This window comes from Nonomuraea sp. NPDC003727 (assembly GCF_053586935.1).
Genome location: NZ_JBSFNE010000004.1, coordinates 508,872 through 531,564, shown reverse-complemented (window position 1 = coordinate 531,564; position 22,693 = coordinate 508,872). Strand labels below are relative to the sequence as shown.

Sequence of the window (22,693 nt, the reverse complement as noted above, 5' to 3'; positions counted from 1 at the left end):
CTCCCCCGTCGATCGGCCTCTCGTGAGTGCCTGCCCCGAAAACGGCGAAACCCCCGCCCTGCGGGAGCAGGAACGGGGGTTTCGGCAGAACGCGGAGTGCTTACTCCTGGTCGGCGGGCGCCTCTTCGGTGACCTCTTCGCCGTTGATCTCGGTGTAGATGGCCTTGAGGTCGACCTCGTTGCCGGCCTCGTCGACGACCTTGGCGGCGTCGCCGACGACGGTCTTGGCCTTGTCGCGGACGATCTCGACCATCGCCAGCGTGAGCTGGTCGTTGTCGGACAGGTGCTGGGCCAGCGTGTTGGGCGCGACGCCCATCTGCATGGCGCGGCGGACCACGAAGTTGGTCAGCTCCTGCTCGTTGACGCCCAGCTCCTCGGACTTGACGATCTTGTCGAGGACGAAACCGCTCTTGATGGCCTTGGCCGACTGGGTCTCGAACTCGGCGAAGCGCTCCTCCTCCGTCGTCTGGTAGAGACGGAAGAAGGCGTCGCGGCTCAGGCCGCTCTCGGCGATCTGGTGGTCGAGGTTGTGCTTGCGGGCGTCGAGCTCGGCCTTGAGCGCGCTGTCGGGGATCGGGATGTCGATCTTCTCCAGCAGGGCGTCGAGGGCCTTCTCGCGGGACTGGACGACCTGGTCGACCAGCTTGTTGCGGCGGGCCTGCTCGCGGATGCTGTCCTTCAGCTCCTCGAGGGTGTCGAACTCGCTGGCCAGCTGGGCGAACTCGTCGTCGAGCTCGGGAAGGACCTTCTCCTTGACCGACTTGATGTTGATGATCACATCGGCCTCGTCGCCGGCGTTCTCGCCGCCGACGAGCTCGGTGCGGAAGGTCTTCTCCTCGCCGGCCGACATGCCCTCGAGCGCGTCGTCGAGGCCCTGCAGGACCGAGCCCGCGCCGACCTCGTAGGACACCTCGTTGGCCTGCTGCTCCTCGAGGTTGACGCCGTCGATCTCGGCGCGCAGGTCCATCACGACGAAGTCGCCCTTGACGGCGGGACGCTCGACGCCGGTCAGCGTGGCGAAGCGCTGGCGCAGCGCGTCGAGCTGGCCGTTGATGTCCTCGTCGGTGACCTCGGCGGCCGGGACGGTCACCTCGATGCCGGCGAAGTCGGGCACCTCGAAGCTGGGCCTGATGTCGACCTCGGCGGTGAACTCGATCTGCTCGCCGTCCTCGATCTTGGTGACCTCGATGTCAGGCTGGCTGACAGGGAACAGGTCGACCTCGTCGACGGCCTGACCATACAGCTTCGGCACCGCGTCGTTGAGGGTCTCCTCCAGCACCACCGCGCGGCCGAAGCGCTGCTCGATGATGCGGGCCGGGACCTTGCCGGGGCGGAAACCGGGGACGCGCACCTGCTGCGCGACCTTCTTGTACGCCGCCTGCATGCTCGGGCCAAGCTCGTCGAACGGCACTTCGACGGTGAGCTTCACCCGAGTCGGGCTGAGCTCCTCGACAGCGGTCTTCACGGGGTGGTCTCCTTGATCAAGCTTGAGTGTCCGCGGGCGCGTCCAGATCTGCGGCTCACGCGCCGCGCCCACATGATCGGTGTCGGGCATGCTCGCACCGGCGAATGTCCAACGCCGCACGCCAGTCTAGGGCAGATGTGCACCGAAGCACGACGAAGCGCGGCTCAGATCTCGTCCTTGATCTTGTTCAGCAGTTCGACGGTCTCGTCTGGTGTCGTGCTGACCGCGCACAAGCGTTCCATGACCTCGGTGTAGCGGTCGACGTCCTCGCGCTTGTCGAGGTAGAGGGCGCTGGCCAGCTGCTCGACGTAGACGACGTCGGGCAGGTCGTGGTCGGGGAAGCGCAGGATGCTGAACGCGCCGCCCTCGGCGCTGTGGCCGCCGAAGTCGAACGGCATGACCTGGATGGTGATGTTGGGCTGGCGCATCTGCTCGATCAGGTGCTCGAGCTGGGCCTTCATCACGTCGGCACCGCCGATGGGGCGGCGCAGGGCGGCCTCGTCGATCACTGCCCAGAAGACGGGGCCGCCGGGCCGGTCGAGGACACGCTGGCGCTCGAGGCGCAGGTCGACCCGGCGAGCGATCTCCTCGCCGCCGACACCCGCCGAACCGGCGGTGATGACCGCCCTGGCGTACTCCTTGGTCTGCAGCAGGCCGGGGACGAACTGGACCTCGTACGTCCTGATGCGGGCCGCGGCCTCCTCGAGGCCGACGTAGGCCTGGAACCACGAGGGCAGCAGGTCGTTGAACCTGTGCCACCAGCCCGGCTCGTTCGCGGTGGCCACCAGGTCGAGCACGGCCCTGCGGGCGCTCTCCTCCGCCACGCCGTACAGGGTGAGCAGGTCGGCGACGTCGCGCTCCTTGAACCCGACACGCCCGAGCTCCATGCGGCTGATCTTGGACTCGGAGCCCCTGATGAGGTGACCGGCCTCTTCCCTCGTGACGCCCCGCGACTCACGCAACCGGCGAAGTTGGGAGCCCAGGAGGATGCGCAGAGCCGTTGGCCCCGACCCCGGCGGGTGCTGCGTCACAATGCCTCCCTCTTCGGTCCGCACACAGTGTCACTAGTTCCAGCTTCCATGACAAGGTCTCAGCCGTGTGTCCCCCATGCCAGTAATCACAATGCTGTTGCACATTGCAGCTGCACGTGCATTTGGGTCTTGCAGCGTGGCTTGTCGTGACCCATGATGGCCTAGTGCATATCGGGGGCAATCACTGACATATGCACTAATTCGGGATTAGTGGAGGTACGGCGGGATGGTGGAGGACCCTCTGGCCGCTGCCACCTGCCTGCAGATCACGCGTGAAGTCGGCTTCGAGCGCCTGCTCCACGACGACTTCCCGGACACCACCTCCTGGCCCCTCCCCTTCAAGGCCGACTCCGTCCGCACGGCCAGGGACGTCACCCGCTCGACCCTCAACGACTGGGGGCTGTCCGAGCTCGGCGACGATGCCGCCCTGGTGGTCTCCGAACTGGTCACCAACGCGGTCAGGTACGCCAGGGGCAACCGCCACATCACGCTGCTGCTGATGCGCGCCGCCCCGCACGTCCTGCTGGCGGTCGCCGACCCCAGCGACGAAGTGCCCATGCCGAAGGAACCCGACTTCATCTCCGAGAACGGGCGCGGCCTGTACATCGTCGAGACCTACAGCGAGCAGTGGGGCTGGGACTGCCTCGACGGCGGCGGCAAGGCCGTCTGGGCGCTGTTCCACACCGAGGCCGACTCGCCGTCCTGAGTCGTCTTCCGCGCTCGTCTTTCCTGCTGGTCTTTCCGGTCCGTCTTCCTGACCGGCTCGCCGCCGTCGCGGCATCCCTGTACACGCGACCACGGCCATTCACGAACCCGCCCGCCGTCGGGGCGCCGTCCATCCGTCCGTCCTGCCGCCCTGGCGGCCGACCGGCGTTAACCCGGCTGCTCCCGGGACGACGTCAGGACTGACGGGCGCGGACGAACCAGACGTCCTGGATGGGGGCCCGCAACCGCTCCGGCAACGGCGGCAGCCAGTCGCAGCGCCCGTCGGCGATGTCGCGGTGCAGCGCCGCCTGCGCCAGCCAGCCGTAGGGAGCCAGCCACTCCACCGGATCACGGAACGAGCCGACGAACGGCGAGCCGCGCTCGCTCATCTGCCGCAGGAACTCCTGCCGGGCGGGATCGGCGAGGAACCGGTCGTGCGGCCCGTCGAAGGTGAACCACGAGCCCGGCGCCGACAGCGCGCTCATGGTCTCGGCCAGTGCCCGCCCCTGCGGCTTGGTGAGGTAGTAGAACAGCCCCTCCGCGATCCAGTGCACCGGCCGCCCGGGTTCGAAGCCGGCGGCGAGCAGCGCGGCCGTCCAGCTGTCTTCGCGCAGGTCCGCCTCCACGACCTCCACCCGGCATCTGGCGGTGAACCCGGCCGCGCCGAGCAGCTCCGCCTTGCCGGCGAGCTGGCCGGGCAGGTCGACCTCGAAGTAGCTGAAGCCCTCGTCGAGCGGCAGCCGGTAGGCGCGGGAGTCGGTGCCCGAGCCCAGGCAGACCGCCTGCCGTACGCCTGACTCGAGCAGCGTCGCGTCGCCGAGCCGCCCCCTGATCGGCACCACCTCTGACGGCAGCCCCTTGCTGCGAATCTCGTCGTAGCTCGCCTCGGACTCCGAGGTGACGAAGGCGGCGGCGCACGGATCGTCCACATAGGCGTCGGCCTGGGCCCGCTCCCTGGACCGGATCACGGCCATCCAGTCACTGGTGAGCATCACCGACCCGGCCCGCACCTCGTCGTCCATCGACATGCTCACCCCCGGCACGCGACTCCCCACTCAGGGTCATCATGCCTGATGGTGTTCCGCCATACCACCGGAGGGGTCTCGCGGCGCCGAGGACGGCCGCCACGACGCACATGAGCGCCTGGCCGCCTGCCCGCCCGCCGGACACGCACGAGGCCACTCCCGATCTCGTGGAGTGGCCTCGTGGCAGGCACGGCAGTCGGGGCGACAGGATTTGAACCTGCGACTTCCTGCTCCCAAAGCAGGCGCGCTACCAAGCTGCGCCACGCCCCGCGACGTCAGTTACGCATGCGCTCCGGGACTCCGGTACGCTTACGCCCTGACGACCGGATGAAGTCTAGACCAGACTTCGACCGGCTCGCGCGGACGTAGCTCAATGGTAGAGCCCTAGTCTTCCAAACTAGCTACGCGGGTTCGATTCCCGTCGTCCGCTCAGACAGGCGAAAGGCCAGGTCACCCGGCAAGGGAGACCTGGCCTTTCGTGATCTTCAGACGCTTTTTCCGATCTTCTGCCCGTTGCCTTCTTTCTGTGTTCCTCTTCGCTGCCGTGGATGCCTGGTTCCTCTTCGCTGCCGTGGATGCCTGGTTCCTCTTCGCTGCCCCTGAATGCCCGGCCGAGCGCCTGCGCGACGGCCTGGTCCTGGTCTCTGGTGGCGTGCCGGTAGATCAGAGCAGCCCTTGAGGCGGCGTGCGCTCCTGCGCTGGCTTGGTGGCCCCCGCTGCTCCGCGGCCGTCGCGCGCCGGTCCGGCTGTGACGTGTCGTCAGGTCAGACGGATCCGCACAGCCTGTTGAGCTCCGCGACGTCTGTATTGATATCCGCGATCACCTGGTTGGGATCGCCGCCGGTCATGCCGGTCAGGCGAAAGTTCAGTTCCTGGAATTCGGCGGCCAGCCGACTGATCTTCGCCCCCACCACTCCTTGCGCGTCGAGGACCGCGCCCATCAGGTCGTGGTGCGTCTGCTGAGCCGCGGCTGCCTGGCTGCTGCGGATGGTCCCGGCGTTCCGGCGGTATGCGGTCAGCGCCGCCGCCGCCTCGTCGCAGCCGCCGGGCCGGACCGCTGCCACCGGTGCCGAGGAATCCGGGACCTCTCGCGTGGAGCTCGGCGGTGTCGGCTCGGGCGGCGTGCTGGACTCGGGCGGCGTGCTGGACTCAGGCGGCGTGCTGGACTCAGGCGGCGTGCTGTGCTCAGGCGATGGACTCGGGGTCGGCGGTGCGGGCGGGGTGGTCACCGGATCTGGTGACGACGACTGCAGGGCCGGGGTGGGGGCCACCGCGTCGGACGGGGGCTGCGGAGGTGGGGTCGGCGGCACCAGGTAGGCGATCAGCGCGACCACGGCGGCGGCCGCGCCCGCCAGAGCGCCCAGTGCCGACCAGTTCAGGCGCAACCCTGCTCCTCCGCCCGCCGTCGGCGGCCGCGCTGATCCGTTCTCCGTCATGCCCTCATCGTGGCCGAGCCGCCCATCTCGGTCCAGAACGCCTCCGGCTCATCTTCTTGAACAGAACTCGCCGACAAAGGCGCGGGGGGTGAAGCGTCTTCGGCTGCCAGGAGAACGGGCGAATACGATCTCCGTATGCACGACGCCGAGTTCAACGACCCCCGGCTGGTGGCGGTCTACGACGCCATGTACACCTGGGGTCGCGACGACGACTTCTTCCTCGCCGTGGTCGGCGAGACTCCCGCTGCCCGGGTGCTGGATCTGGGATGTGGGACCGGGCGGCTGGCGCTGGGCATGGCGGCGGCCGGCCATACGGTCACCGGCGTCGATCCGGCCCGCGCGTCGCTGGAGGCGGCCCGCGCCAAGCCCGGCGCCGAGCGGGTCACCTGGATCGAGGGCACGGCCGACGTGCTTCCCGAGCGCGCGTTCGACGTCGCGGTCATGACCAGCCACGTGGCGCAGGTCTTCGTCGACGACGAGGAGTGGAAGCGCGTCCTCGCCGCGCTCGAACGGTCGCTGGTGCCAGGTGGCCGGCTGGTGTTCGACTCGCGGGATCCCCGCAATCTCGCCTGGGAACGGTGGAACCCGACCGACTCGCGCCAGCTGGTGCGCCTGCCGGACGGTGCCGAGGCCGAGACCTGGGTGGAGGTGACCGACGTCCAGGACGGCAGGGTCAGTTTTACCTACCACTACGCCTTCTCGAACGGGGAGACGCTGCTCAGCACTTCGACGCTGCGCTTCCGTACCGAGGAGGAACTGCGCGCCTCCCTGGCGGAGGCCGGATTCCGGGTGGAGCGGATTCACGGCGGGTGGCACCGGCAGCCGGTCGGGGAAGGGGACGGAGAGTTCCTCATCATCGCGCGGACCTGAGAGCGGACCTCAGAGCGGACCTCAGAGCGGACCTCAGAGCGGATCTGAGAGCGGGCCCGGCGACGGAATAGGGCGAGGGCGGCGCCGTGTTGCCGCGTCCATGGTTACGTCCATGGTTATCGGACTCATCGGCAGCGGATCCATCGGCGGCACGCTGGCCAGGCTGGCCGTCGCGGCAGGCCACGAAGTGGTCCTCAGCAACTCGCGCGGCCCCGAGACCCTCGCCGACCTCGTCGAGGAGCTCGGGCCACGGGCGCGGGCCGGCACGGCGGAGGAGGCGGCGCGTGCGGGTGACGTGGTCGTGGTGACGATCCCGTTCGGCAGCTATCGCGAGGTGCCGCCCATCGACACCATCGTGATCGACACCAACAACTACTATCCGGCCAGGGACGGCCACGTCGCCGAGCTCGACTCCGGCGAGACGACGAGCAGCGAGCTGCTGGCCGCGCACCTGAAGGACGCCAGGGTGGTGAAGGCGTTCAACAGCATCTACTACCGCGACCTGGCCACGCAGGGCCTGCCTGAGGGCACGCCGGGCAGGCGCGCGCTGCCGATCGCGGGTGACGACGAGGCGGCCAAGCGGGTGGTGGCCGAGCTGACGGACGCGTTCGGGTTCGACGTGGTCGACGCCGGGCCGCTGGCGGAGGGCCGCAGGTTCGAGCCGGACACGCCGCCCTACAACCGGCGGCTCACCCGGGACGAGCTGCGGCAGGCCCTGGGCAGGGACCGCTAGCGTTGCGGCCGATCTCTCCCGCGTCGCTGGTCGAGGAACTGGCCGAGCGCGTAGCACGGCACCCGCGCGGCGCGTGGGTACGGGTGCTGGTCGACGGCGCGCCGTCGGCGCGGCCCGATCTGCTGGCCGACGACCTGGTCGAGCCGCTGCGGGTGCGCGGGCGCGCGGTGCGACGGGTGTCGGCCGGAGACTTCCTGCGGGCGGCCTCCCTGCGCCTGGAGTACGGCAGGACCGACCCCGACGCCTTCTACGACGACTGGCTGGACGAGGGCGGCCTGCGCAGGGAGGTGCTCGACCCGCTCTCCCCCGGCGGCACCGGCCGGATCGTCCCGTCGCTGTGGAACAGCGTGACCGACCGCGCCACCCGCGCGCCGTACGAGACGCTGCCGGAGGGCGGGGTGCTGCTGCTGGACGGCACGCTGCTGCTCGGGCGGGGCCTGCCGGCCGAGCTGACCGTGCACCTGTGGCTGTCGCGGGCGGCCCTGACCCGGCGCACCGAACCCGGAGACGCCTGGCGGCTGCCGGCCTACGAGCGTTACGAGCGCGAGGTGGCCCCCGCGGAGTCGGCCGACGTGGCGGTCAAGACCGACGATCCACGCCATCCCGTGCTGCTCAGGTGAGCCGGCCCCGGCCGCCCGTGCCGTTCAGGCGCGCCGATCACCGCCGTCCCGTGCTGCTGCCCCGGCCGCCCGTCCTGCCCGGGTGAGCCGATCCCCGTCGTCCCCTGGCGCTCAGGTGAGCCGCCACACCCGTAGCGTGTCGTCGCCTCCGGCGCTGACCACGACCGTCCTTCCGCCGACGTCGGCAGTCGCGAGGCCGAAGACGTTGTGGTCGTGGTCCTTGAACGGCCTGCCCGCGTCCTTGCCGGTCGCCAGGTCGTGCACCCTGGCGGAGCCGTCGTTGCCGCCCGAGACGACCAGCGTCCGGCCCGCCACCTCGGCCACGGCGATCGAGTAGACCCATCCCGAGTGCCCCCGGTACGGCAGGCGCCGCTCGCCGCCCGCCGGCTCGTCCACCCACACCTCCTGGTCTCCGCCGCCTGACAGCACGACCGGCCCGCCGTCGAGCGTGGCGGTCGCGATCGCCGAGACGTATCCCGAGTGGGTGGTCACGTTCGCCCCCTCGCCGCCGTCGAGGCTCCAACGTTTGACCTCGCCGTCCTGTCCTCCGGTGTAGAAGGTGCCGTCGTCGGTCGCGGCGAGGGAGAAGACGGCACCGTCATGGGCGCCGCGTCGCGTCTGGCCGACCTGCTTGCGGGTGGCCAGGTCCCACACGCGTACGTTGCCGTCGCCGCCTCCGGTGATCACCACGGTGCGGTCTCCGTGGCGTGCCACCGCCAGGGAGAACACCGGCTCGTTCTGGTCGATGGGCTTGCCGAGCGGTCCGCGACGGGCCAGGTCCCAGACCCTGACGGTGCCGTCGTCGCCGCCGGAGACGGCGATCGGCGTGCCGTCCAGGTCGGTGACGGCGACCTCGCGCACCCCGTTGGTGTGGCCGGTGAACGTGGCCATGAGTTTGCGCCCGGTCAGGTCCCACAGCCGGACGGTGCGGTCCTGGGAGCCGGAGACCGCGACCGGCCTGCCGTCCACGGTGGTGGTGGCGACGGTCTCCACGTCGTCGGTGTGGCCGCGCAGGGTGCCGAGCGCCGTGCCGACCGCCTTCCCGGACCACGGCGACAGGGCCGGAGCCGGGGTCGGCGGGGTGGGTGACGAGGTCCGGGCGGAGGCCGGCGGGGTGTGGGTGGCCGGCGCGGGGGCGCCGGTGGAGGCCAGAGGGCCGACGGTGGGACGGGGCGTGCCGGTGCCCAGCCATGCGGGCACGACGACCGCCGCTCCGGTGACGAGGGCCGCGCAGCCGGCGGCGACCACGCCGTAGGCGACCTTCCTCCTGGTCCTGCCCGGAACCGTGTCCAGCGCACGTCCCTGGAGAGCGCGGGAACCCGGAGCGGGCCCGGTCACCCCGGGCGCGGGCGTCGCGGGTCCGCCGTCAGCCCCGGGCGGGGCGGGCACGGGTCCGAACGGCACAGCTCCGGCGGACACGGGACCGACGGGCGCCGGACCGGTCGGCACAGACCCCGCAGGCACGGGACCGGCAGACACGTGACCGAAAGGCGCAGCCTCAGCAGGCATGGGACCAACGGGCGCCGGACCGGTCGGCACAGACCCCGCAGGCACAGGACTGGGCGAGGGTCCGGTGGACAGCCCCGCAGGCGGCGGGCCGGCGGAAGTGGGACCGGCGGGTGCGGGCGCGGCTGGTGCGGGGCGGTGGGCGATGAGGGACAGCATCGCCTGGGAGGCGGTGGGGCGCGCAGCGGGATCCTTGGCCAGGCACTGCGCCAGCAACCGCCGCAGGTCGGCGGGGATGGCCGACAGGTCAGGCTCGGCCGTCAGGATGCGGTGCAGCACGGCGGGAATGCTGTCGTGGCCGAAGGCGGGCCGTCCGGTGGCGGCGAACACCATGGTCGCCGCCCAGCTGAAGACGTCCGAGGCGGCGCCCACCCGCTGCCCGCCGATCTGCTCGGGCGACATGTAGGTGGGCGTGCCGACGACGCCGCTGGTCGTGGTGCCCACGGTGTCGAGCGCCCTGGAGATGCCGAAGTCGATGACTCGCGGGCCGTCCGGTCCGAGCAGCACGTTGGCCGGTTTGAAGTCGCGGTGGACGATGCCCGCCTGGTGGATGGCGGCCAGCGCGGTCGCGGTGCCGACCGCGATCCGGTGCAGCGCCGCGCCGGAGCGGGGGCCTTCCCGTTCGACGCTCTTCTGCAAGGAGACGCCGTCGATGTACTCGCTCACCACGTAGAGGGAGCCGTCGCTCTCGCCCGCGTCGAGGACCCGCGCGGTGCAGAACTCGGCCACCTGCCTGGCCAGCTCGATCTCGCGCAGGAAGCGGGCCCGCACGTCGGGGCGGTCGGCGTGGCGGGCGTGCAGCAGTTTGACCGCGATCCGCGCCCCGTCGGGTCCTTCGGCGAGGTAGACCGCGCCCTGGCCTCCCTCGCCCAGCCGGTCGAGCAGCCTGTACGGCCCGAGCCGTACGGGATCTCCTGGCTTGAGCATCGTGCCCCTGTCCGTCTGTCGTGCGGGCCTTCCGGGCGAACATCATGCCAAGGCGGCGGCGACGGCGCGTGCGACGGCCGGGTCCGACAGGTATTCCTCCACGTCGTGGGCGCGTTGGAGGGGGTTGTCGACCGCGCGTTCGTCGACCTGTCCCTTCCAGTCGTCGTCCAGGGGGCAGCCGATGCACACCGGGTCGGACGGGCACCAGACGTTGAGCCACGCGCCGATCTTCGGCGGGCGCGCTGGCCCGCCCGCCAGGAGGTGGCGGTGCACGGCGTCGAGGCCCAGCGGGCTGCCCGCGGTCACCAGCAGCGGCACTTCCACGCCTGGCGGCAGCGAGGCCATGAGGTCCATCGCCACAACGCTGCCGAGGCCATGCGCCACCATGACGAGGGCGCCGGAGCGCGGCAGGGTGCGCATGACGGCGTCGAGCACGCGGTGCCGTACCGGGGGGTCGTCGAGGTAGGCGGCGACGTCGCGGAAGACGCGCGCGATGAGGAGCCGGTCGAGGTTGGTGGCGGAGGCGAGCCAGGACAGCGCGCCGTCCAGGCCGGTGAGCAGCCCTTCGCGCCGCGAGTCGGACGGCATGCCCGCCATCATGGCCGCCTCGCCGACGAGTTGCTCGTACAGCAGCCGCGCGGTCGGCGAGGTGGGCGCCGCGCACCCGGCGGAGGGCTCGGGGCCGGCCGGGACGAGCCGGTCGGCGTAGGAGGGCAGCCACACGTCGCCAGGGTCGAGGGTGGGCAGGTCGGCGAGGGTGAGTCCCTTGTTCAGCCCGGCCGTCCACTGCCTGCGCAGCGCCACGGGGCCGGCGTGGTCGCGATGCTCGCCGGGACCGCCGGGCAGGAACAGAAGGCGCCTGCCGCCGCCGAAGGCGGTGGGGCGGGCGGCGAGAGCGGTGGCGGGCGCCCTGAGGGGTTGGACGGCGGGCGGCCGGGCGACCGGTACGGCAGGCGTCCCGAGCCCCGCGGCGGGCCCCATCTCGGCGAGCAGGGCCCGTACCCCCGCGGTGACCTCGCGCCCCGCCAGGTGGGCGAGGATGACACTCACCCGCACCCCCGAGCCCCGCACCCCGGAGCCCCGCACCCCCGAGCCCCGCACCCCCGAGCCCGGCACCCCCGAGCCCCGCAGCCCGGAGCCCGGCACCCCCGAGCCCCGCACCTCCGCATCCGTCTCCGCGCCCGGGCTCGGTGGGTCGTCGGCCGGACCGTGGTGCAGCGCGACGACCTCCCACTGGTCGTTGAACACCGGCGAGCCCGAGCCACCGGGCCCGCCGGTGGTGTAGAGCAGCCGTTGCGCGGTCTGCTCCCGCAGCCGGCTGTGCCGGACGGAGATCTCCGTCGCCCGGCCCGGCGGATGGCCGGGCGGATGGCCGGCCATGTTCACCGGCTCCCCTGCGACGATCTTCCCCTGCCGGGCGACGAGCGGGTTCCAGCCGAGGAGCGCGCCCGCCTCGCTGCCGTCGGCGGCGGCCTTCACCAGGACGAGCGTGTAGCCGAGCCGCTCGTCGGTGAGGAAGCAGCCGTCCGGGTCGAACCTGAACCTGACGGGTGTCCCTGGCCGGTCGCCGGCGCCTTCCTCGCCGAAGAACTCCGCGACCGCGCCGCCCGCCGCGGCGGGCGAGGGCAGGACATGGCTGGTGGTGAGCAGCAGTCTGGGCGAGACCATGAACCCCGTGCCCAGCGGCGTTTCCCTTCCCGGCGGGCCGGCCGAGATCCGGGCCACGGCGGCGACGGCCCGCGCTCCCCTGGACAGGAAGCCCGCGGGCGGGTGGTCGGCGGCGGCGGCGATGATGCGCTCGTACAGCGGCGCGCCTTTGGCCACGCCTTCGCCGACGAGTCTCTCGATGGTCGCGACGGGCACCTGTCCCGTGGCCACTAGACGTTCCGCCCTGGCCGCGAGCTGGTCGACGTCGTCCCTGATACGGGCGATGGGGTTCATGCGCCCACGGTGCGCCGGTGCGGTGGCCTCCGCATGAGTAGGTCCATACTCAGCCGGAATCTCCCGGGCCGGCCCGCGGTTTGCGGGGACATGAGCGACTACGGACGACCTCTCCAGTTCGGCTACTTCCTCGTGCCCGACGCCGGCGACCCGGTGATCGAGCACGCCAGGCTCGCCGACCGGCTGGGCCTCGACCTGATCGGCGTCCAGGACCACCCGTACCAGCGCAGGTATCTCGACACCTGGACGCTGCTCAGCGTGATCGCCGCCGTGACCGAACGGGTGACCGTCTTCCCCGACGTGGCGAACCTGCCGCTGCGGCAGCCGGCCGTGCTGGCCAAGTCGGCCGCCAGCCTCGACCTGCTCAGCGGGGGGCGGGTGGAGCTCGGGCTGGGGGCGGGCGGTTTCTGGGACGCCATCGAGGCGTACGGCGGGCCGCGCCGTACCAAGGGGGCGGCGATCGACGCGCTCGGCGAGGCGATCTCGGTGATCAGGCAGATCTGGAGCGGCGAGCGCAACCGGCGCTTCGAGGGCGAGCACTACCGTCTGCGCGGCGCGCAGGCCGGACCCTCGCCTGCGCACGGGATCGGCATCTGGCTGGGCGTGGGCGGCCCGAAGGGGCTCGCGCTGGCGGGCCGGGCGGCCGACGGCTGGCTGCCGTCCTCGCCGTGGGCGCCGCCCGAGCGGCTGCCCGAGCTGCACGCCAGGATCGACGAGGCGGCGGTCGAGGCGGGCAGGAAGCCGTCCGACCTGCGGCGGGTCTACAACATCAACGGCGCCATCGGGCCGGACAGGCCCGCGAGCCAGTGGGTGGCCGAGCTGACCGACCTGTCCGTCGGGTTCGGCATGGACTCGTTCGTGTTCTGGGCGGAGGGCGACCAGGAGCGGCAGCTCCACCTGTTCGCCGAGGAGGTGGTCCCAGAGGTTCGCAGACAGGTAGCACTGGAACGCGAAGCGTGACGGGTCCAGTATGGAGAGATGATCCCCAGTCACTGGTACAACATCGTTCCCGACCTGCCCGCTCCTCCGCCGCCGCCGCTGCATCCCGGCACGATGCGGCCGGTGGGGCCGGAGGATCTGGCGCCGTTGTTCCCGATGGACCTGATCGCCCAGGAAGTGAGCACCGACAGGTTCGTCGAGATCCCGCAGGAGGTGCTCGACGTCTACCGCCTGTGGCGGCCGACACCGCTGATGCGGGCCCACCGCCTGGAGGAGGCGCTCGGCACGCCCGCCCGCATCTACTACAAGTACGAGGGCGTCTCGCCCGCCGGCTCGCACAAGCCCAACACCGCGGTGCCGCAGGCCTACTACAACGCCAAGCAGGGCGTCCGCCGCCTCACCACCGAGACCGGCGCCGGCCAGTGGGGATCGTCGCTGGCCTTCGCCTGCGCCCAGTTCGGGCTGGAGTGCGAGGTCTGGATGGTGCGTGCGTCCTACGACCAGAAGCCGTACCGCCGCTCGCTGATGCGCGTGTACGGCGCGACCGTCCACGCCAGCCCCTCGCCGCTGACCGGCGCGGGCAGCAAGGTGCTGGCCGACGATCCCGACTCGCCCGGCAGCCTGGGCATCGCGATCAGCGAGGCGGTCGAGGTGGCCGGGGCCGCCGACGACACCCGTTACGCGCTGGGGTCGGTGCTCAACCACGTGCTGCTGCACCAGACCGTGATCGGTGAGGAGGCGCTGAAGCAGCTTCCCGAGATGCCCGACGTCGTCATCGGCTGCACCGGCGGCGGATCCAACTTCGCGGGGCTGATCTTCCCGTTCCTGCGGGAGAAGCTGGCCGGCAACATCTCGCCGGTGCTGCGGGCGGTCGAGCCCGAGGCGTGCCCGTCCTTCACCCGCGGGGTCTACGCCTACGACTTCGGCGACACGGCGGGGTTCACGCCGCTGCTGAAGATGCACACGCTCGGCCACGACTTCGTGCCCGACCCGATCCACGCCGGCGGGCTGCGCTACCACGGCATGTCGCCGCTGCTGTCGCACATGTACGAGCTGGGGCTCTTCGAGGCGGTGCCCGTCTCGCAGACCGACTGCTTCGCGGCCGGGGTGCGGTTCGCCAGGACCGAGGGCATCGTGCCCGCGCCCGAGCCGACGCACGCGCTGGCCGAGACGATCGCCGAGGCGCTGCGCTGCAAGGAGAGCGGGCAGGAGAAGGTCATCCTGACCGCGCTGTGCGGGCACGGCCACTTCGACCTGGCCGCCTACGACCGCTATCTGGCGGGCGAGATGGAGGACTTCGCGCTGCCCGAGGAGCGGATCGCCCGGTCGCTGTCGGGCCTGCCCGTCACGTGACCGGCTTCTCCTTGGCGGAGGGGAAGCGCTGAGCGGTGCGGTGAAGCCGGTCCTGGCCATCGCGTCGTCGCCGGGCGAGCGGCGTAACGTGGGTGGATGGATGTCGATGTGATCGTGCTGGGCCTGGGTCCCGGTGGCGAGGACGCGGCGGAGCGGCTGGCCGACGCCGGCCTGGAGGTCGCCGGTGTCGAGGCGAACCTGGTCGGTGGTGAGTGCCCGTACTGGGGTTGCATCCCCTCCAAGATGATGGTCACCGCGGCCAACGAGGTCGCCCAGGGCGGCCTGGCGCCCGACTGGGCCCCGGTCGCCCGCCGCATCCGCGACGAGGCGACCGACGACTGGAACGACAAGGTCGCCGCCGACCGCTTCACCGGCAAGGGCGGCCTGCTGGTCAGGGGCCACGGCCGCATCACGGGGCCGGACGAGGTCACCGTGGGCGAGCAGGTCATCAGGGCGCGGCGGGGCATCGTGATCGCCACCGGGTCGCGGCCGGCCGTCCCTCCGATCAAGGGTCTGGACGGCACGCCGTACTGGACGAACCACGAGGCGATCGAGACGGAGACGGTGCCGGAGTCGCTCGTCGTGCTGGGCGGCGGCGCCATCGGCGCCGAGCTGGCGCAGGTGTTCTCCAGGTTCGGCGCGGAGGTGACGGTGCTGGAGGGCCTGGACCGGCTGCTGTCCATGGAGGAGCCCGAGGCGAGCGCGCTGGTGGAGAAGGTGTTCACCGACGAGGGCATCGGGGTGCGCACGGGGGTGAAGGTCGACGAGGTCGCCTACGCGGACGGCAGGTTCACGCTGGCGGGGGTGACGGCCGAACGGCTGCTGGTCGCCACGGGCCGCAGGGTCGACCTCGCCGCGCTCGGCGTCGGCGCGATCGGGCTGGACGAGAGCGCGCGGGCGATCCCCGTGGACGAGCGGATGCGCGCCGCCGAGCGGGTGTGGGCGCTGGGCGACGTGGTCGGCAAGGGCGCGTTCACGCACATGTCGATGTACCACGCCGACATCATCGTCAGGCAGATCCTGGGCGAGCCGGTGTACGAGGCGGAGTACCACGCGGTGCCGAGGGTGACGTTCACCGATCCCGAGGTGGGCGCCGTCGGGCTGACCGAGGCCCAGGCCCGGCAGCGGGGGCTGGACGTCAGGGTGTCCCTCACGGACCTGGCGGGCTCGACACGCGGCTGGATCGCGCGGGCGGAGGGGTTCGTCAAGCTGGTCGCCGCCGACGGGGTCCTGGTCGGCGCGACGAGCGCCGGTCCGTGCGGCGGCGAGATGCTGTCCATGCTGACGCTGGCCGTGCACGCCAGGATCCCGGTCGAACGGCTCAGCCAGATGATCTACGCGTACCCGACCTTCCATCGGGCGGTGTCGGCCGCTCTTCCCGCGCTTCTCCGCTGACCAGCGGGATCGCCCAGCGGGTGCCGGGGTCGGCGTCGATGACGAGGGCCCTGGCCAGCGCGGTGAGGGGCACGGCGAGGATGGCGCCGAGCGGGCCGAGCACGACCGACCACACCAGCAGCGACAGCAGCGTGAGCGTGGTCGACAGACCCGCCGACTCCCCCGCGTACTTGGGCTGGATCACCGACTGGATGACGAAGTTGACCACGGTGTAGACGACGATCACCCAGACCATCGTGACCCAGCCCGAGTCGAGCAGGGCCAGCAGCGCGGGCGGAAGCAGCCCGAGGAAGAACCCGACGTTGGGGATGTAGTTGGTGATGAAGGAGAGCATCCCCCACAGCACGGGCAGCGGTACCCCGAGCAGCCACAGCGCGCCCGCGTCGAGCACCGCCACGATGAAGCCGAAGACGGTGCAGACCACCAGGTAGCGGCAGGTGCTCCTGGCGAAGTCGGTCAGCGCGCGCACGAGGTCGGGTTTGGTGCTCTGCAGCCGGCGGACGGCGGCCTGGATGTGGCCCGCGTCCATGCTCATGCCGTACGCCAGCAGGATGATCACGATGAAGGCGGAGGCGACGTCGAGCAGGCCGCTCAGGAAGCCCTGCACCAGCGGGACGAGCTTGCCGGGATCCAGCGCCTTGACGGCGGCGCTGATCTGCTGGGGGGTGATCCCGAGGCCGGCCAACCATTGCGTGACCGAGGCGGCCAGCTGGTGGTACTCGTCGGCGTACTGGGGAAGCAGGCCGGCCAGCCGTGCGATCGAGACGACCAGGGCACCCACGAACGCCAGCAGCACCAGCAGCACGACCGTCAGCGGCACGGTCACCAGCACCCACGAGGACGCGCCGCGCCGCTTCAGCCAGGCGCGCAGCGGGCTGACGGCGATCGTCAGCGTGAGCGCGAGGAAGGCCGGGGCCATGATCGCGCTCGCGCGCCTGAGCCCGGCAAGGATGACCACCGCGGCCGCGAGGCCGATGAGGATCCGCAGTCCACGCGACATCATGGGTCACACTATCGCGACCGTCGGTGACGAAGGCAGGCAACCGCGCCGGTCAGCGCGTTGTACGGGATCGCCGCGGTCGCTGCCCGTGGCGCCAGAGGGGGGACCGGACATCGGGTACGCGGCGTACGCGGCGTACGCGGTGTACCCGATGTCCTGCCTCAGCGAGCGTTGGGACGCTTGCCGTGGTTGGCCGCCTTCTTCTTGCGGGCCTTGGTCTTGCGGGCGCGCTTCGCCATCGCCTACCTCCTCATGTGATGATCCCAACCTCTCGCGAAGGCGGCGGCCCGGACAAGGCCTTCGCCAGATTCCACTCCCCATGTTTCAACATAGATGTGTCATAATTTGGTGGAATCTGTTGGAAGGAGGGCACATGCTCGCACCACAGCGGCAACAGGCGATCCTGGAGCGCGTCCGTCGCAGCGGCGGAGTCCGGGTGGCCGACCTCGTCCGCGAGCTCGGCGTCTCCGACATGACCATTCGCCGGGACCTGGAGGCGCTCGCCGAGCGGGGCCTGCTCGAGAAGGTGCACGGCGGGGCCACGATCAACGGCCCCGGCTCGACGGAAGAGCCGGGCTTCGCCGCCAAGTCGATGCGTCAGCAGCCGGAGAAGGACGCGATCGCCCGCAGGGCGGCCACGCTCGTCCGCCCCGGCACCGCCGTCGCCCTGTCGGCCGGCACCACCACCTGGACGCTGGCCCACCACCTGGTCGACGTGCCGGACCTCACCGTCATCACCAACTCCATCCCCGTCGCCGACGTCTTCCACCGCAGCCCGCGCGCCGACCGCACGGTGGTGCTCACCGGCGGCGTCCGCACGCCGTCCGACGCCCTGGTCGGCCCGGTCGCCGTCGCGGCCATCAGGCGGCTCCACGTCGACACGCTGTTCCTGGGCGTGCACGGCATGAGCACCAAGGCCGGTTTCACCACCCCCAACCTGCTGGAGTCGGAGACCGACAGGGAACTGGTCGCCTCGGCACATCGCCTGGTGGTCCCGGCCGACCACACCAAGTGGGGCACGGTCGGCATCAGCACGATCGCGGAGCTGTCGGAGGCCGACGTCGTCATCAGCGACGCGGCCCTGCCGGACGAGGCGCGCGCGGAGCTGGCCGAGCGGGCGGGAGAACTGATCATCGCGGAGGACATCAAGTGAAGCGCACCATCGCGCACATGGCCGACGGCCGAGAGTTGATCTACTTCGACCGGCGCGACGACGCCGACCGGAGCGCGATCGACGAGCGCGAGCTGCCGCCCAGGCCCGCGGCCTCCGAACTGCGCTACGACCCGCTCACCGAGGAGTGGGTGGCGATGGCGGGTCACCGGCAGACCCGCACCTTCCTGCCGCCGGCCGACGAGTGCCCGCTGTGCCCGACCAGGCCCGGCAAGCCGACCGAGATCCCGGCCGCCGACTACGACGTCGCCGTCTTCGAGAACCGCTTTCCCAGCTTCTCCACCAACCTGGGCACCTACACCGCCCCCGGCGGGCTGAGCGAGGTGCGGCCGGGGGTCGGGCGCTGCGAGGTCGTCTGCTTCACCTCCGACCACGACTCCTCCTTCTCGGCGCTGTCCGACGAGCAGGTGGAGCTGGTGATGGAGGCCTGGGCCGACCGCACGGCCGAGCTGTCGGCGATCCCGGGCGTGGAGCAGGTGTTCTGCTTCGAGAACAGGGGCGCCGAGATCGGCATCACGCTGGCGCACCCGCACGGCCAGATCTACGCCTACCCCTACGTCACCCCGCGCACCCGCCTGCACCTGGCGGCCGCGGCCAAGCGGCCGAACCTGTTCGCCGACGTGCTGGCCGCCGAGCGGGCGGGCGAGCGTGTGGTGGCCGCCAACGAGCTGTGGACCGCGTTCGTGCCGGCCGCCGCCCGCTACCCGTTCGAGGTGCACCTCTACCCGCACCGCCAGGTTCCGGACCTGGCGGCGCTCACCCAGGAGGAGCGCGCCGCCTTCGGCCCCGTCTACACCCGCGTGCTGAAGGCGCTCGACGGGCTGTTCGGGGTGGTCATGCCGTACGTGGCCGCCTGGCACCAGGCCCCCGTACGGCACGGCCGCGACCTGGCCTACCTGCACATGGAGCTGTTCAGCATCCGCAGGGCGCCGGAGAAGCTGAAGTACCTGGCGGGCTCGGAGTCGGCGATGGGCGCCTTCGTCAACGACGTTCTGCCCGAGGACGCGGCGCGGCTGCTTCGATCACAAGTAGATCACTAATTAATGTCCGCTTGAGGTCGCATTACGGGGGATTTACTACTAATATCCCGATTCGTCGGCTTTCACAGCCGTCACATGCCTAATCCTGGGCGCGTTGCCCGGAGCCGGGGACCCATCGAGAACCTGGGGTGAATCCACGCGTGTGGTAGGGCTTCTCCCGCCCGAACCCGTCAGCTAACCCGGCCGGCAGACGGAGAGGATCGTTCGTGGCGTCCCCCACGTCCCGTTTCGCATGCGGTGCTGTCGCCGCGCTGTCCCTCGTGATCGGTTCCGCGACCGCGGTCTCGGCTGCCCCCAAGCCGTCCGAACCGCAGTTGCGGACCGAGCTGAAGAAGCTCAACACCCGGGTCGACAAGCTGATCCGGACCTACAACGCCAAGCGCGTCTCGCTGGCCAAGGCCCAGAAGGACGCGAAAGCGGCCGGGAAACAGCTCGCGGCGGCCGAGCAGACGCTGGTCACGGCCGAGAAGGAGGCCTCGAGGATCACCGAGCTGCGCTACCAGGCCAGCACCCCTGACCTGCCGACGCTGCTGTTCACCCCCGACCTCAACACCGCCGCCCTGCTCGAGCAGATGAGCGCCGAGCAGGACGCGGTCGTCAAGAACGTCGCCGCGGCGCGCGACACCAAGAAGCAGGCCGCCGACGCGGCCACCGCGCTCGCCGACCGGATCAGGACCGAGACCGAGCAGGTCGCCGGCGACCGGAAGGCCGCCGAGGGCATGATCAAGGACATCGAGAAGAAGCTGCAGGCCCTCGTGCCGACCGGTCCTGGCCGCAAGGCCGACGGCAGCTGGGCGCCCGAGCTTCCCGCCGGGTCGGACAACATCACCCCGCGCACCCGGCTCATGCGCGACACCATCAAGAAGACGTTCGCGCTGCCGTTCGAGGTGGGCTGCTACCGGTCGGGCAGCAGCGGGGAACACCCCCTCGGAAGGGCCTGCGACTTCATGATGAGCTCGGGCGGCTCCATGCCCGCGGCCGTCAACCGGACGCTGGGCGACCAGATCGCGGCGTGGGCGGTGAAGAACCAGACCCGCCTGGGCGTCAAGTACGTGATCTGGCGGCAGCGGATCAACAGCGGCAGCGGCTGGCGGCCGATGTCCGACCGCGGCAGCATCACCGAGAACCACTACGACCACGTCCACGTCTCGATGAACTGAAAGCAGGCGATGGCGAGCCGCCTGGACCGATACGCCTCCGCCGCCCCCGCCGCCGTCCTCGGCGGCGGGGGCGTTCACGGGTCAGGCGAGGTCGAACCGGTCGAGTTCCATGACCTTGGTCCAGGCCGCGACGAAGTCGGTCACGAACTTGTCGCGGGCGTCCTGGCTGGCGTAGACCTCCGCGAGGGCCCGTAGCTGGGAGTTGGAGCCGAAGATGAGGTCGACCGCGGTGGCGGTCCACTTCACCTCATCGGTGACCACGTCGCGGATCTCGTACAGATGCTCCTCGGAGTCCGATGCCTTCCACCGGGTGCCCGGGGAGAGCAGGTTGGTGAAGAAGTCGGCGGTGAGCACACCGGGCCGGTCGGTGAGGACGCCGTGCCGGGTACCGCCGACGTTGGCTCCGAGGGAACGCAGGCCGCCGATGAGGACGGTCATCTCGGGCGGAGTCAGGTTGAGCATGTAGGCACGATCGACGAGCAGCACCTCCGGTTGCGTCTTCTCGTCGGAACGCAGGTAGTTGCGGAACCCGTCGGCCCGCGGCTCCAGGACCCGGAAGGACTCGACGTCGGTCTGCTCCTGAGTGGCGTCGGTACGGCCTGGGCGGAACGGCACCGTCACCGCCACGCCGGCCTCGCCCGCTGCCCTCTCGACGGCGGCCGAGCCGGCCAGCACGATCAGGTCGGCGAGCGAGATCTTCGCGCCGCCGGCCTCGTTGAACTCGCGCCGGATGCCCTCGAGGGTGTCCAGGACCGTCGTGAGCTGCTCGGGCTGGTTGACCTCCCAGCTGCGCTGCGGCTCGAGACGGAGCCGGGCGCCGTTTGCGCCGCCGCGCTTGTCGGTGGACCGGAAGCTCGCTGCGGCGGCCCAGGCGGTGGAGACCAGTTGAGCGGTCGTGAGGCCGGACTCCAGGATCTTCGCCTTGAGGGAGGCGACGTCGGCGTCGCCCACGAGTTCGTGGTCGACCGCCGGCACCGGATCCTGCCACAGCTGGGGCTCGGCGACCCACGGTCCGAGGAAGCGGCTGACCGGACCCATGTCGCGGTGCAGCAGCTTGTACCAGGCCTTGGCGAAGGCCGACGCGAGCTCGTCGGGGTTCTCCAGGAAGTGGAGGGAGATCTTCTGGTACGTCGGGTCGACGCGCAGCGACAGGTCGGTCGTGAGCATCGTCGGCTTGTGCTTCCTCGACGGGTCGTGAGCGTCCGGGATGAACGCCTCGGCGTCCTTCGCGACCCACTGCTTCGCGCCGCCGGGGCTCGTGGTGAGCTCCCACTCGTGGCCGAAGAGGATCTCGAAGTAACGGTTGCTCCACTGCGTCGGCCGGTCGGACCACGTCACCTCGAGACCGCTGGTGATCGTGTCACCGCCCTTGCCGGTGCCGTAGCTGCTCAGCCAGCCCAGGCCCTGCGCCTCCAGCGGCGCGCCCTCGGGCTCCGGCCCCACATGGTCGTCCGCGACGCCGGCGCCGTGGGTCTTGCCGAACGTGTGGCCGCCGGCGATGAGAGCGACGGTCTCCTCGTCGTTCATCGCCATCCGTGCGAAGGTCTCGCGGATGAAATGCGCCGCCGCGGCCGGGTCCGCGTTGCCGTGGGGACCCTCCGGGTTGACGTAGATGAGACCCATCTCGGTCGCGCCGAAGATCGGCACCATCTCGGTGTCGGTGGCGTAGCGCTCGTCACCGAGCCAGGCGTCCTCCGGACCCCAGAAGATCTCCTCCGGCTCCCAGACGTCCTCGCGGCCGAAACCGAAGCCGAAGGTCTGGAAACCCATCGACTCCAGGGCGACGTTGCCGGCGAGCACAAGCAGGTCGGCCCACGAGATCTTCTGGCCGTACTTCTGTTTGACCGGCCACAGCAGCCGGCGGGCCTTGTCGAGGTTGGCGTTGTCGGGCCAGCTGTTGAGCGGCGCGAAACGCTGGGCGCCGTCGCCGGCCCCGCCGCGACCGTCGTGGATGCGGTAGGTGCCCGCGGCGTGCCAGCTCATCCGGATCATGAGACCGCCGTAGTGGCCGAAGTCGGCCGGCCACCAGTCCTGCGAGGTGGTGAGCACCTCGATGATGTCCCGCTTGAGGGCCTCGACGTCGAGCTTGCCGAACTCCTTGGCGTAGCTGAAGCCCTCTGCCAGTGGGCTGCTCTTGGACGAGTGCGCGCGCAACACCGAGAGGTCGAGCTGGTTGGGCCACCAGTCCCGGTTCGTGCGCGGACGACCGCCGGTCCTCGGGGTCGGCGAGGGGATCGCCGGATTCTCGCTCTCGCTGCCACGCGCGGTCGCGGAGTCTTGGGCGACCGAGTAGCCGGCCGCCGCCTTCTGGTCCACGCCCTGCGCGCTGGAGGGGGCGTTGTCCTGGGTGTCGCTCATCTGCTTCCTCCGAACTGC

General features: G+C 71.0%; 20 protein-coding genes, 2 tRNA genes and 1 riboswitch. Of the genes, 12 read left to right on the top strand and 10 right to left on the bottom strand.

The window, feature by feature from the left end; all coding sequences use genetic code 11:
* Nucleotides 1–100: 100 nt before the first annotated feature.
* Entirely contained in the window at nt 101–1,465 is a 1,365-nt protein-coding gene (gene tig, locus ACWDLG_RS14155) for a trigger factor (RefSeq protein ID WP_354914839.1), read from the bottom strand.
* 164 nt (nt 1,466–1,629) lie between these two features.
* On the bottom strand, nt 1,630–2,496 hold the full coding sequence (locus tag ACWDLG_RS14150; RefSeq protein WP_449919689.1) for a helix-turn-helix domain-containing protein: 867 nt from the start codon (nt 2,494–2,496) through the stop codon (nt 1,630–1,632).
* A gap of 226 nt (nt 2,497–2,722) precedes the next feature.
* On the opposite strand from ACWDLG_RS14150, the gene ACWDLG_RS14145 reads away from it, so the two are divergent.
* Nucleotides 2,723–3,202 (top strand): ATP-binding protein, encoded by a 480-nt coding sequence (locus ACWDLG_RS14145; RefSeq protein ID WP_354914843.1) that lies wholly within the window; start codon nt 2,723–2,725, stop codon nt 3,200–3,202.
* A gap of 193 nt (nt 3,203–3,395) precedes the next feature.
* Here ACWDLG_RS14145 and ACWDLG_RS14140 read toward each other — a convergent pair whose 3' ends face one another.
* Together ACWDLG_RS14140 and ACWDLG_RS14135 are read right to left on the bottom strand one after the other, a co-directional pair.
* The gene (locus tag ACWDLG_RS14140) at nt 3,396–4,256 is read right to left on the bottom strand and encodes a class I SAM-dependent methyltransferase (protein ID WP_449919686.1); all 861 of its coding nucleotides are present in this window, start codon (nt 4,254–4,256) and stop codon (nt 3,396–3,398) included.
* Between the two features lie 166 nt (nt 4,257–4,422).
* A tRNA-Pro gene (locus ACWDLG_RS14135) sits at nt 4,423–4,496 on the bottom strand.
* Nucleotides 4,497–4,585: 89 nt separating this feature from the next.
* Here ACWDLG_RS14135 and ACWDLG_RS14130 point away from each other — a divergent pair.
* Both ACWDLG_RS14130 and ACWDLG_RS14125 read left to right on the top strand, forming a co-directional pair.
* A tRNA-Gly gene (locus ACWDLG_RS14130) sits at nt 4,586–4,656 on the top strand.
* A 48-nt stretch (nt 4,657–4,704) separates the two neighbouring features.
* The gene (locus ACWDLG_RS14125; protein ID WP_449919685.1) at nt 4,705–4,905 is read left to right on the top strand and encodes a hypothetical protein; all 201 of its coding nucleotides are present in this window, start codon (nt 4,705–4,707) and stop codon (nt 4,903–4,905) included.
* Between the two features lie 85 nt (nt 4,906–4,990).
* On the opposite strand, the gene ACWDLG_RS14120 is transcribed toward ACWDLG_RS14125, so the two are convergent.
* Nucleotides 4,991–5,611: a hypothetical protein gene (locus ACWDLG_RS14120; RefSeq protein WP_449919683.1), complete on the bottom strand. Its 621-nt coding sequence runs from the start codon at nt 5,609–5,611 to the stop codon at nt 4,991–4,993.
* A 186-nt stretch (nt 5,612–5,797) separates the two neighbouring features.
* Between ACWDLG_RS14120 and ACWDLG_RS14115 the strand changes: the two genes are divergently transcribed.
* From ACWDLG_RS14115 to ACWDLG_RS14105, 3 genes are all read left to right on the top strand, one after another.
* Complete coding sequence (locus tag ACWDLG_RS14115) at nt 5,798–6,532, top strand: class I SAM-dependent methyltransferase (RefSeq protein ID WP_449919681.1); 735 nt, start codon at nt 5,798–5,800, stop codon at nt 6,530–6,532.
* A gap of 112 nt (nt 6,533–6,644) precedes the next feature.
* Nucleotides 6,645–7,265 carry an NADPH-dependent F420 reductase gene (locus tag ACWDLG_RS14110; RefSeq protein WP_449919679.1) on the top strand — a complete coding sequence of 207 codons (621 nt, stop codon included), beginning with the start codon at nt 6,645–6,647 and terminating at the stop codon, nt 7,263–7,265.
* 2 nt (nt 7,266–7,267) lie between these two features.
* A complete protein-coding gene (locus ACWDLG_RS14105) occupies nt 7,268–7,885 on the top strand; it encodes a uridine kinase (protein ID WP_449919677.1) in 618 nt (205 codons plus the stop codon).
* A 111-nt stretch (nt 7,886–7,996) separates the two neighbouring features.
* Here the strand turns inward: ACWDLG_RS14105 and ACWDLG_RS14100 are convergent, their stop codons facing one another.
* A complete protein-coding gene (locus tag ACWDLG_RS14100; RefSeq protein ID WP_449919674.1) occupies nt 7,997–10,318 on the bottom strand; it encodes a protein kinase domain-containing protein in 2,322 nt (773 codons plus the stop codon).
* A 42-nt stretch (nt 10,319–10,360) separates the two neighbouring features.
* A complete protein-coding gene (locus tag ACWDLG_RS14095) occupies nt 10,361–12,259 on the bottom strand; it encodes a trypsin-like peptidase domain-containing protein (RefSeq protein ID WP_449919671.1) in 1,899 nt (632 codons plus the stop codon).
* Nucleotides 12,260–12,349: 90 nt separating this feature from the next.
* Here ACWDLG_RS14095 and ACWDLG_RS14090 point away from each other — a divergent pair, with 90 nt between their 5' ends.
* The 3 genes from ACWDLG_RS14090 (at nt 12,350) to ACWDLG_RS14080 (ending at nt 15,946) form a co-directional block, all read left to right on the top strand.
* Nucleotides 12,350–13,219: an LLM class flavin-dependent oxidoreductase gene (locus tag ACWDLG_RS14090; protein WP_449919668.1), complete on the top strand. Its 870-nt coding sequence runs from the start codon at nt 12,350–12,352 to the stop codon at nt 13,217–13,219.
* Between the two features lie 18 nt (nt 13,220–13,237).
* Nucleotides 13,238–14,551 carry a TrpB-like pyridoxal phosphate-dependent enzyme gene (locus ACWDLG_RS14085; RefSeq protein WP_449919667.1) on the top strand — a complete coding sequence of 438 codons (1,314 nt, stop codon included), beginning with the start codon at nt 13,238–13,240 and terminating at the stop codon, nt 14,549–14,551.
* Between the two features lie 96 nt (nt 14,552–14,647).
* Nucleotides 14,648–15,946, top strand: a complete 1,299-nt coding sequence (locus ACWDLG_RS14080; RefSeq protein WP_449919666.1) for a dihydrolipoyl dehydrogenase family protein — start codon at nt 14,648–14,650, stop codon at nt 15,944–15,946.
* Here ACWDLG_RS14080 and ACWDLG_RS14075 read toward each other — a convergent pair.
* Together ACWDLG_RS14075 and ACWDLG_RS14070 are read right to left on the bottom strand one after the other, a co-directional pair.
* On the bottom strand, nt 15,873–16,949 hold the full coding sequence (locus ACWDLG_RS14075) for an AI-2E family transporter (RefSeq protein WP_449919664.1): 1,077 nt from the start codon (nt 16,947–16,949) through the stop codon (nt 15,873–15,875). The two genes, ACWDLG_RS14080 and ACWDLG_RS14075, sit on opposite strands and share 74 nt — an antisense overlap.
* 158 nt (nt 16,950–17,107) lie before the next feature.
* A complete protein-coding gene (locus ACWDLG_RS14070; RefSeq protein ID WP_376773285.1) occupies nt 17,108–17,185 on the bottom strand; it encodes a 50S ribosomal protein bL37 in 78 nt (25 codons plus the stop codon).
* Between the two features lie 134 nt (nt 17,186–17,319).
* Between ACWDLG_RS14070 and ACWDLG_RS14065 the strand changes: the two genes are divergently transcribed.
* The 3 genes from ACWDLG_RS14065 to ACWDLG_RS14055 all read left to right on the top strand — a co-directional run bounded on the left by ACWDLG_RS14065 (nt 17,320) and on the right by ACWDLG_RS14055 (nt 20,317).
* The gene (locus tag ACWDLG_RS14065) at nt 17,320–18,099 is read left to right on the top strand and encodes a DeoR/GlpR family DNA-binding transcription regulator (protein ID WP_354914866.1); all 780 of its coding nucleotides are present in this window, start codon (nt 17,320–17,322) and stop codon (nt 18,097–18,099) included.
* Nucleotides 18,096–19,157, top strand: coding sequence for a galactose-1-phosphate uridylyltransferase (galT, locus tag ACWDLG_RS14060; protein WP_449919661.1), 1,062 nt, complete (start codon nt 18,096–18,098; stop codon nt 19,155–19,157). The genes ACWDLG_RS14065 and galT overlap by 4 nt, the downstream gene beginning before the upstream one ends.
* Nucleotides 19,158–19,223: 66 nt before the next feature.
* A riboswitch (cyclic di-AMP (ydaO/yuaA leader) is annotated at nt 19,224–19,360 on the top strand.
* A 3-nt stretch (nt 19,361–19,363) separates the two neighbouring features.
* The gene (locus ACWDLG_RS14055) at nt 19,364–20,317 is read left to right on the top strand and encodes a coiled-coil domain-containing protein (RefSeq protein ID WP_354914868.1); all 954 of its coding nucleotides are present in this window, start codon (nt 19,364–19,366) and stop codon (nt 20,315–20,317) included.
* A gap of 81 nt (nt 20,318–20,398) precedes the next feature.
* Here ACWDLG_RS14055 and katG read toward each other — a convergent pair whose 3' ends face one another.
* A complete protein-coding gene (gene katG / locus ACWDLG_RS14050) occupies nt 20,399–22,675 on the bottom strand; it encodes a catalase/peroxidase HPI (RefSeq protein ID WP_449919658.1) in 2,277 nt (758 codons plus the stop codon).
* Nucleotides 22,676–22,693: the final 18 nt, after the last annotated feature.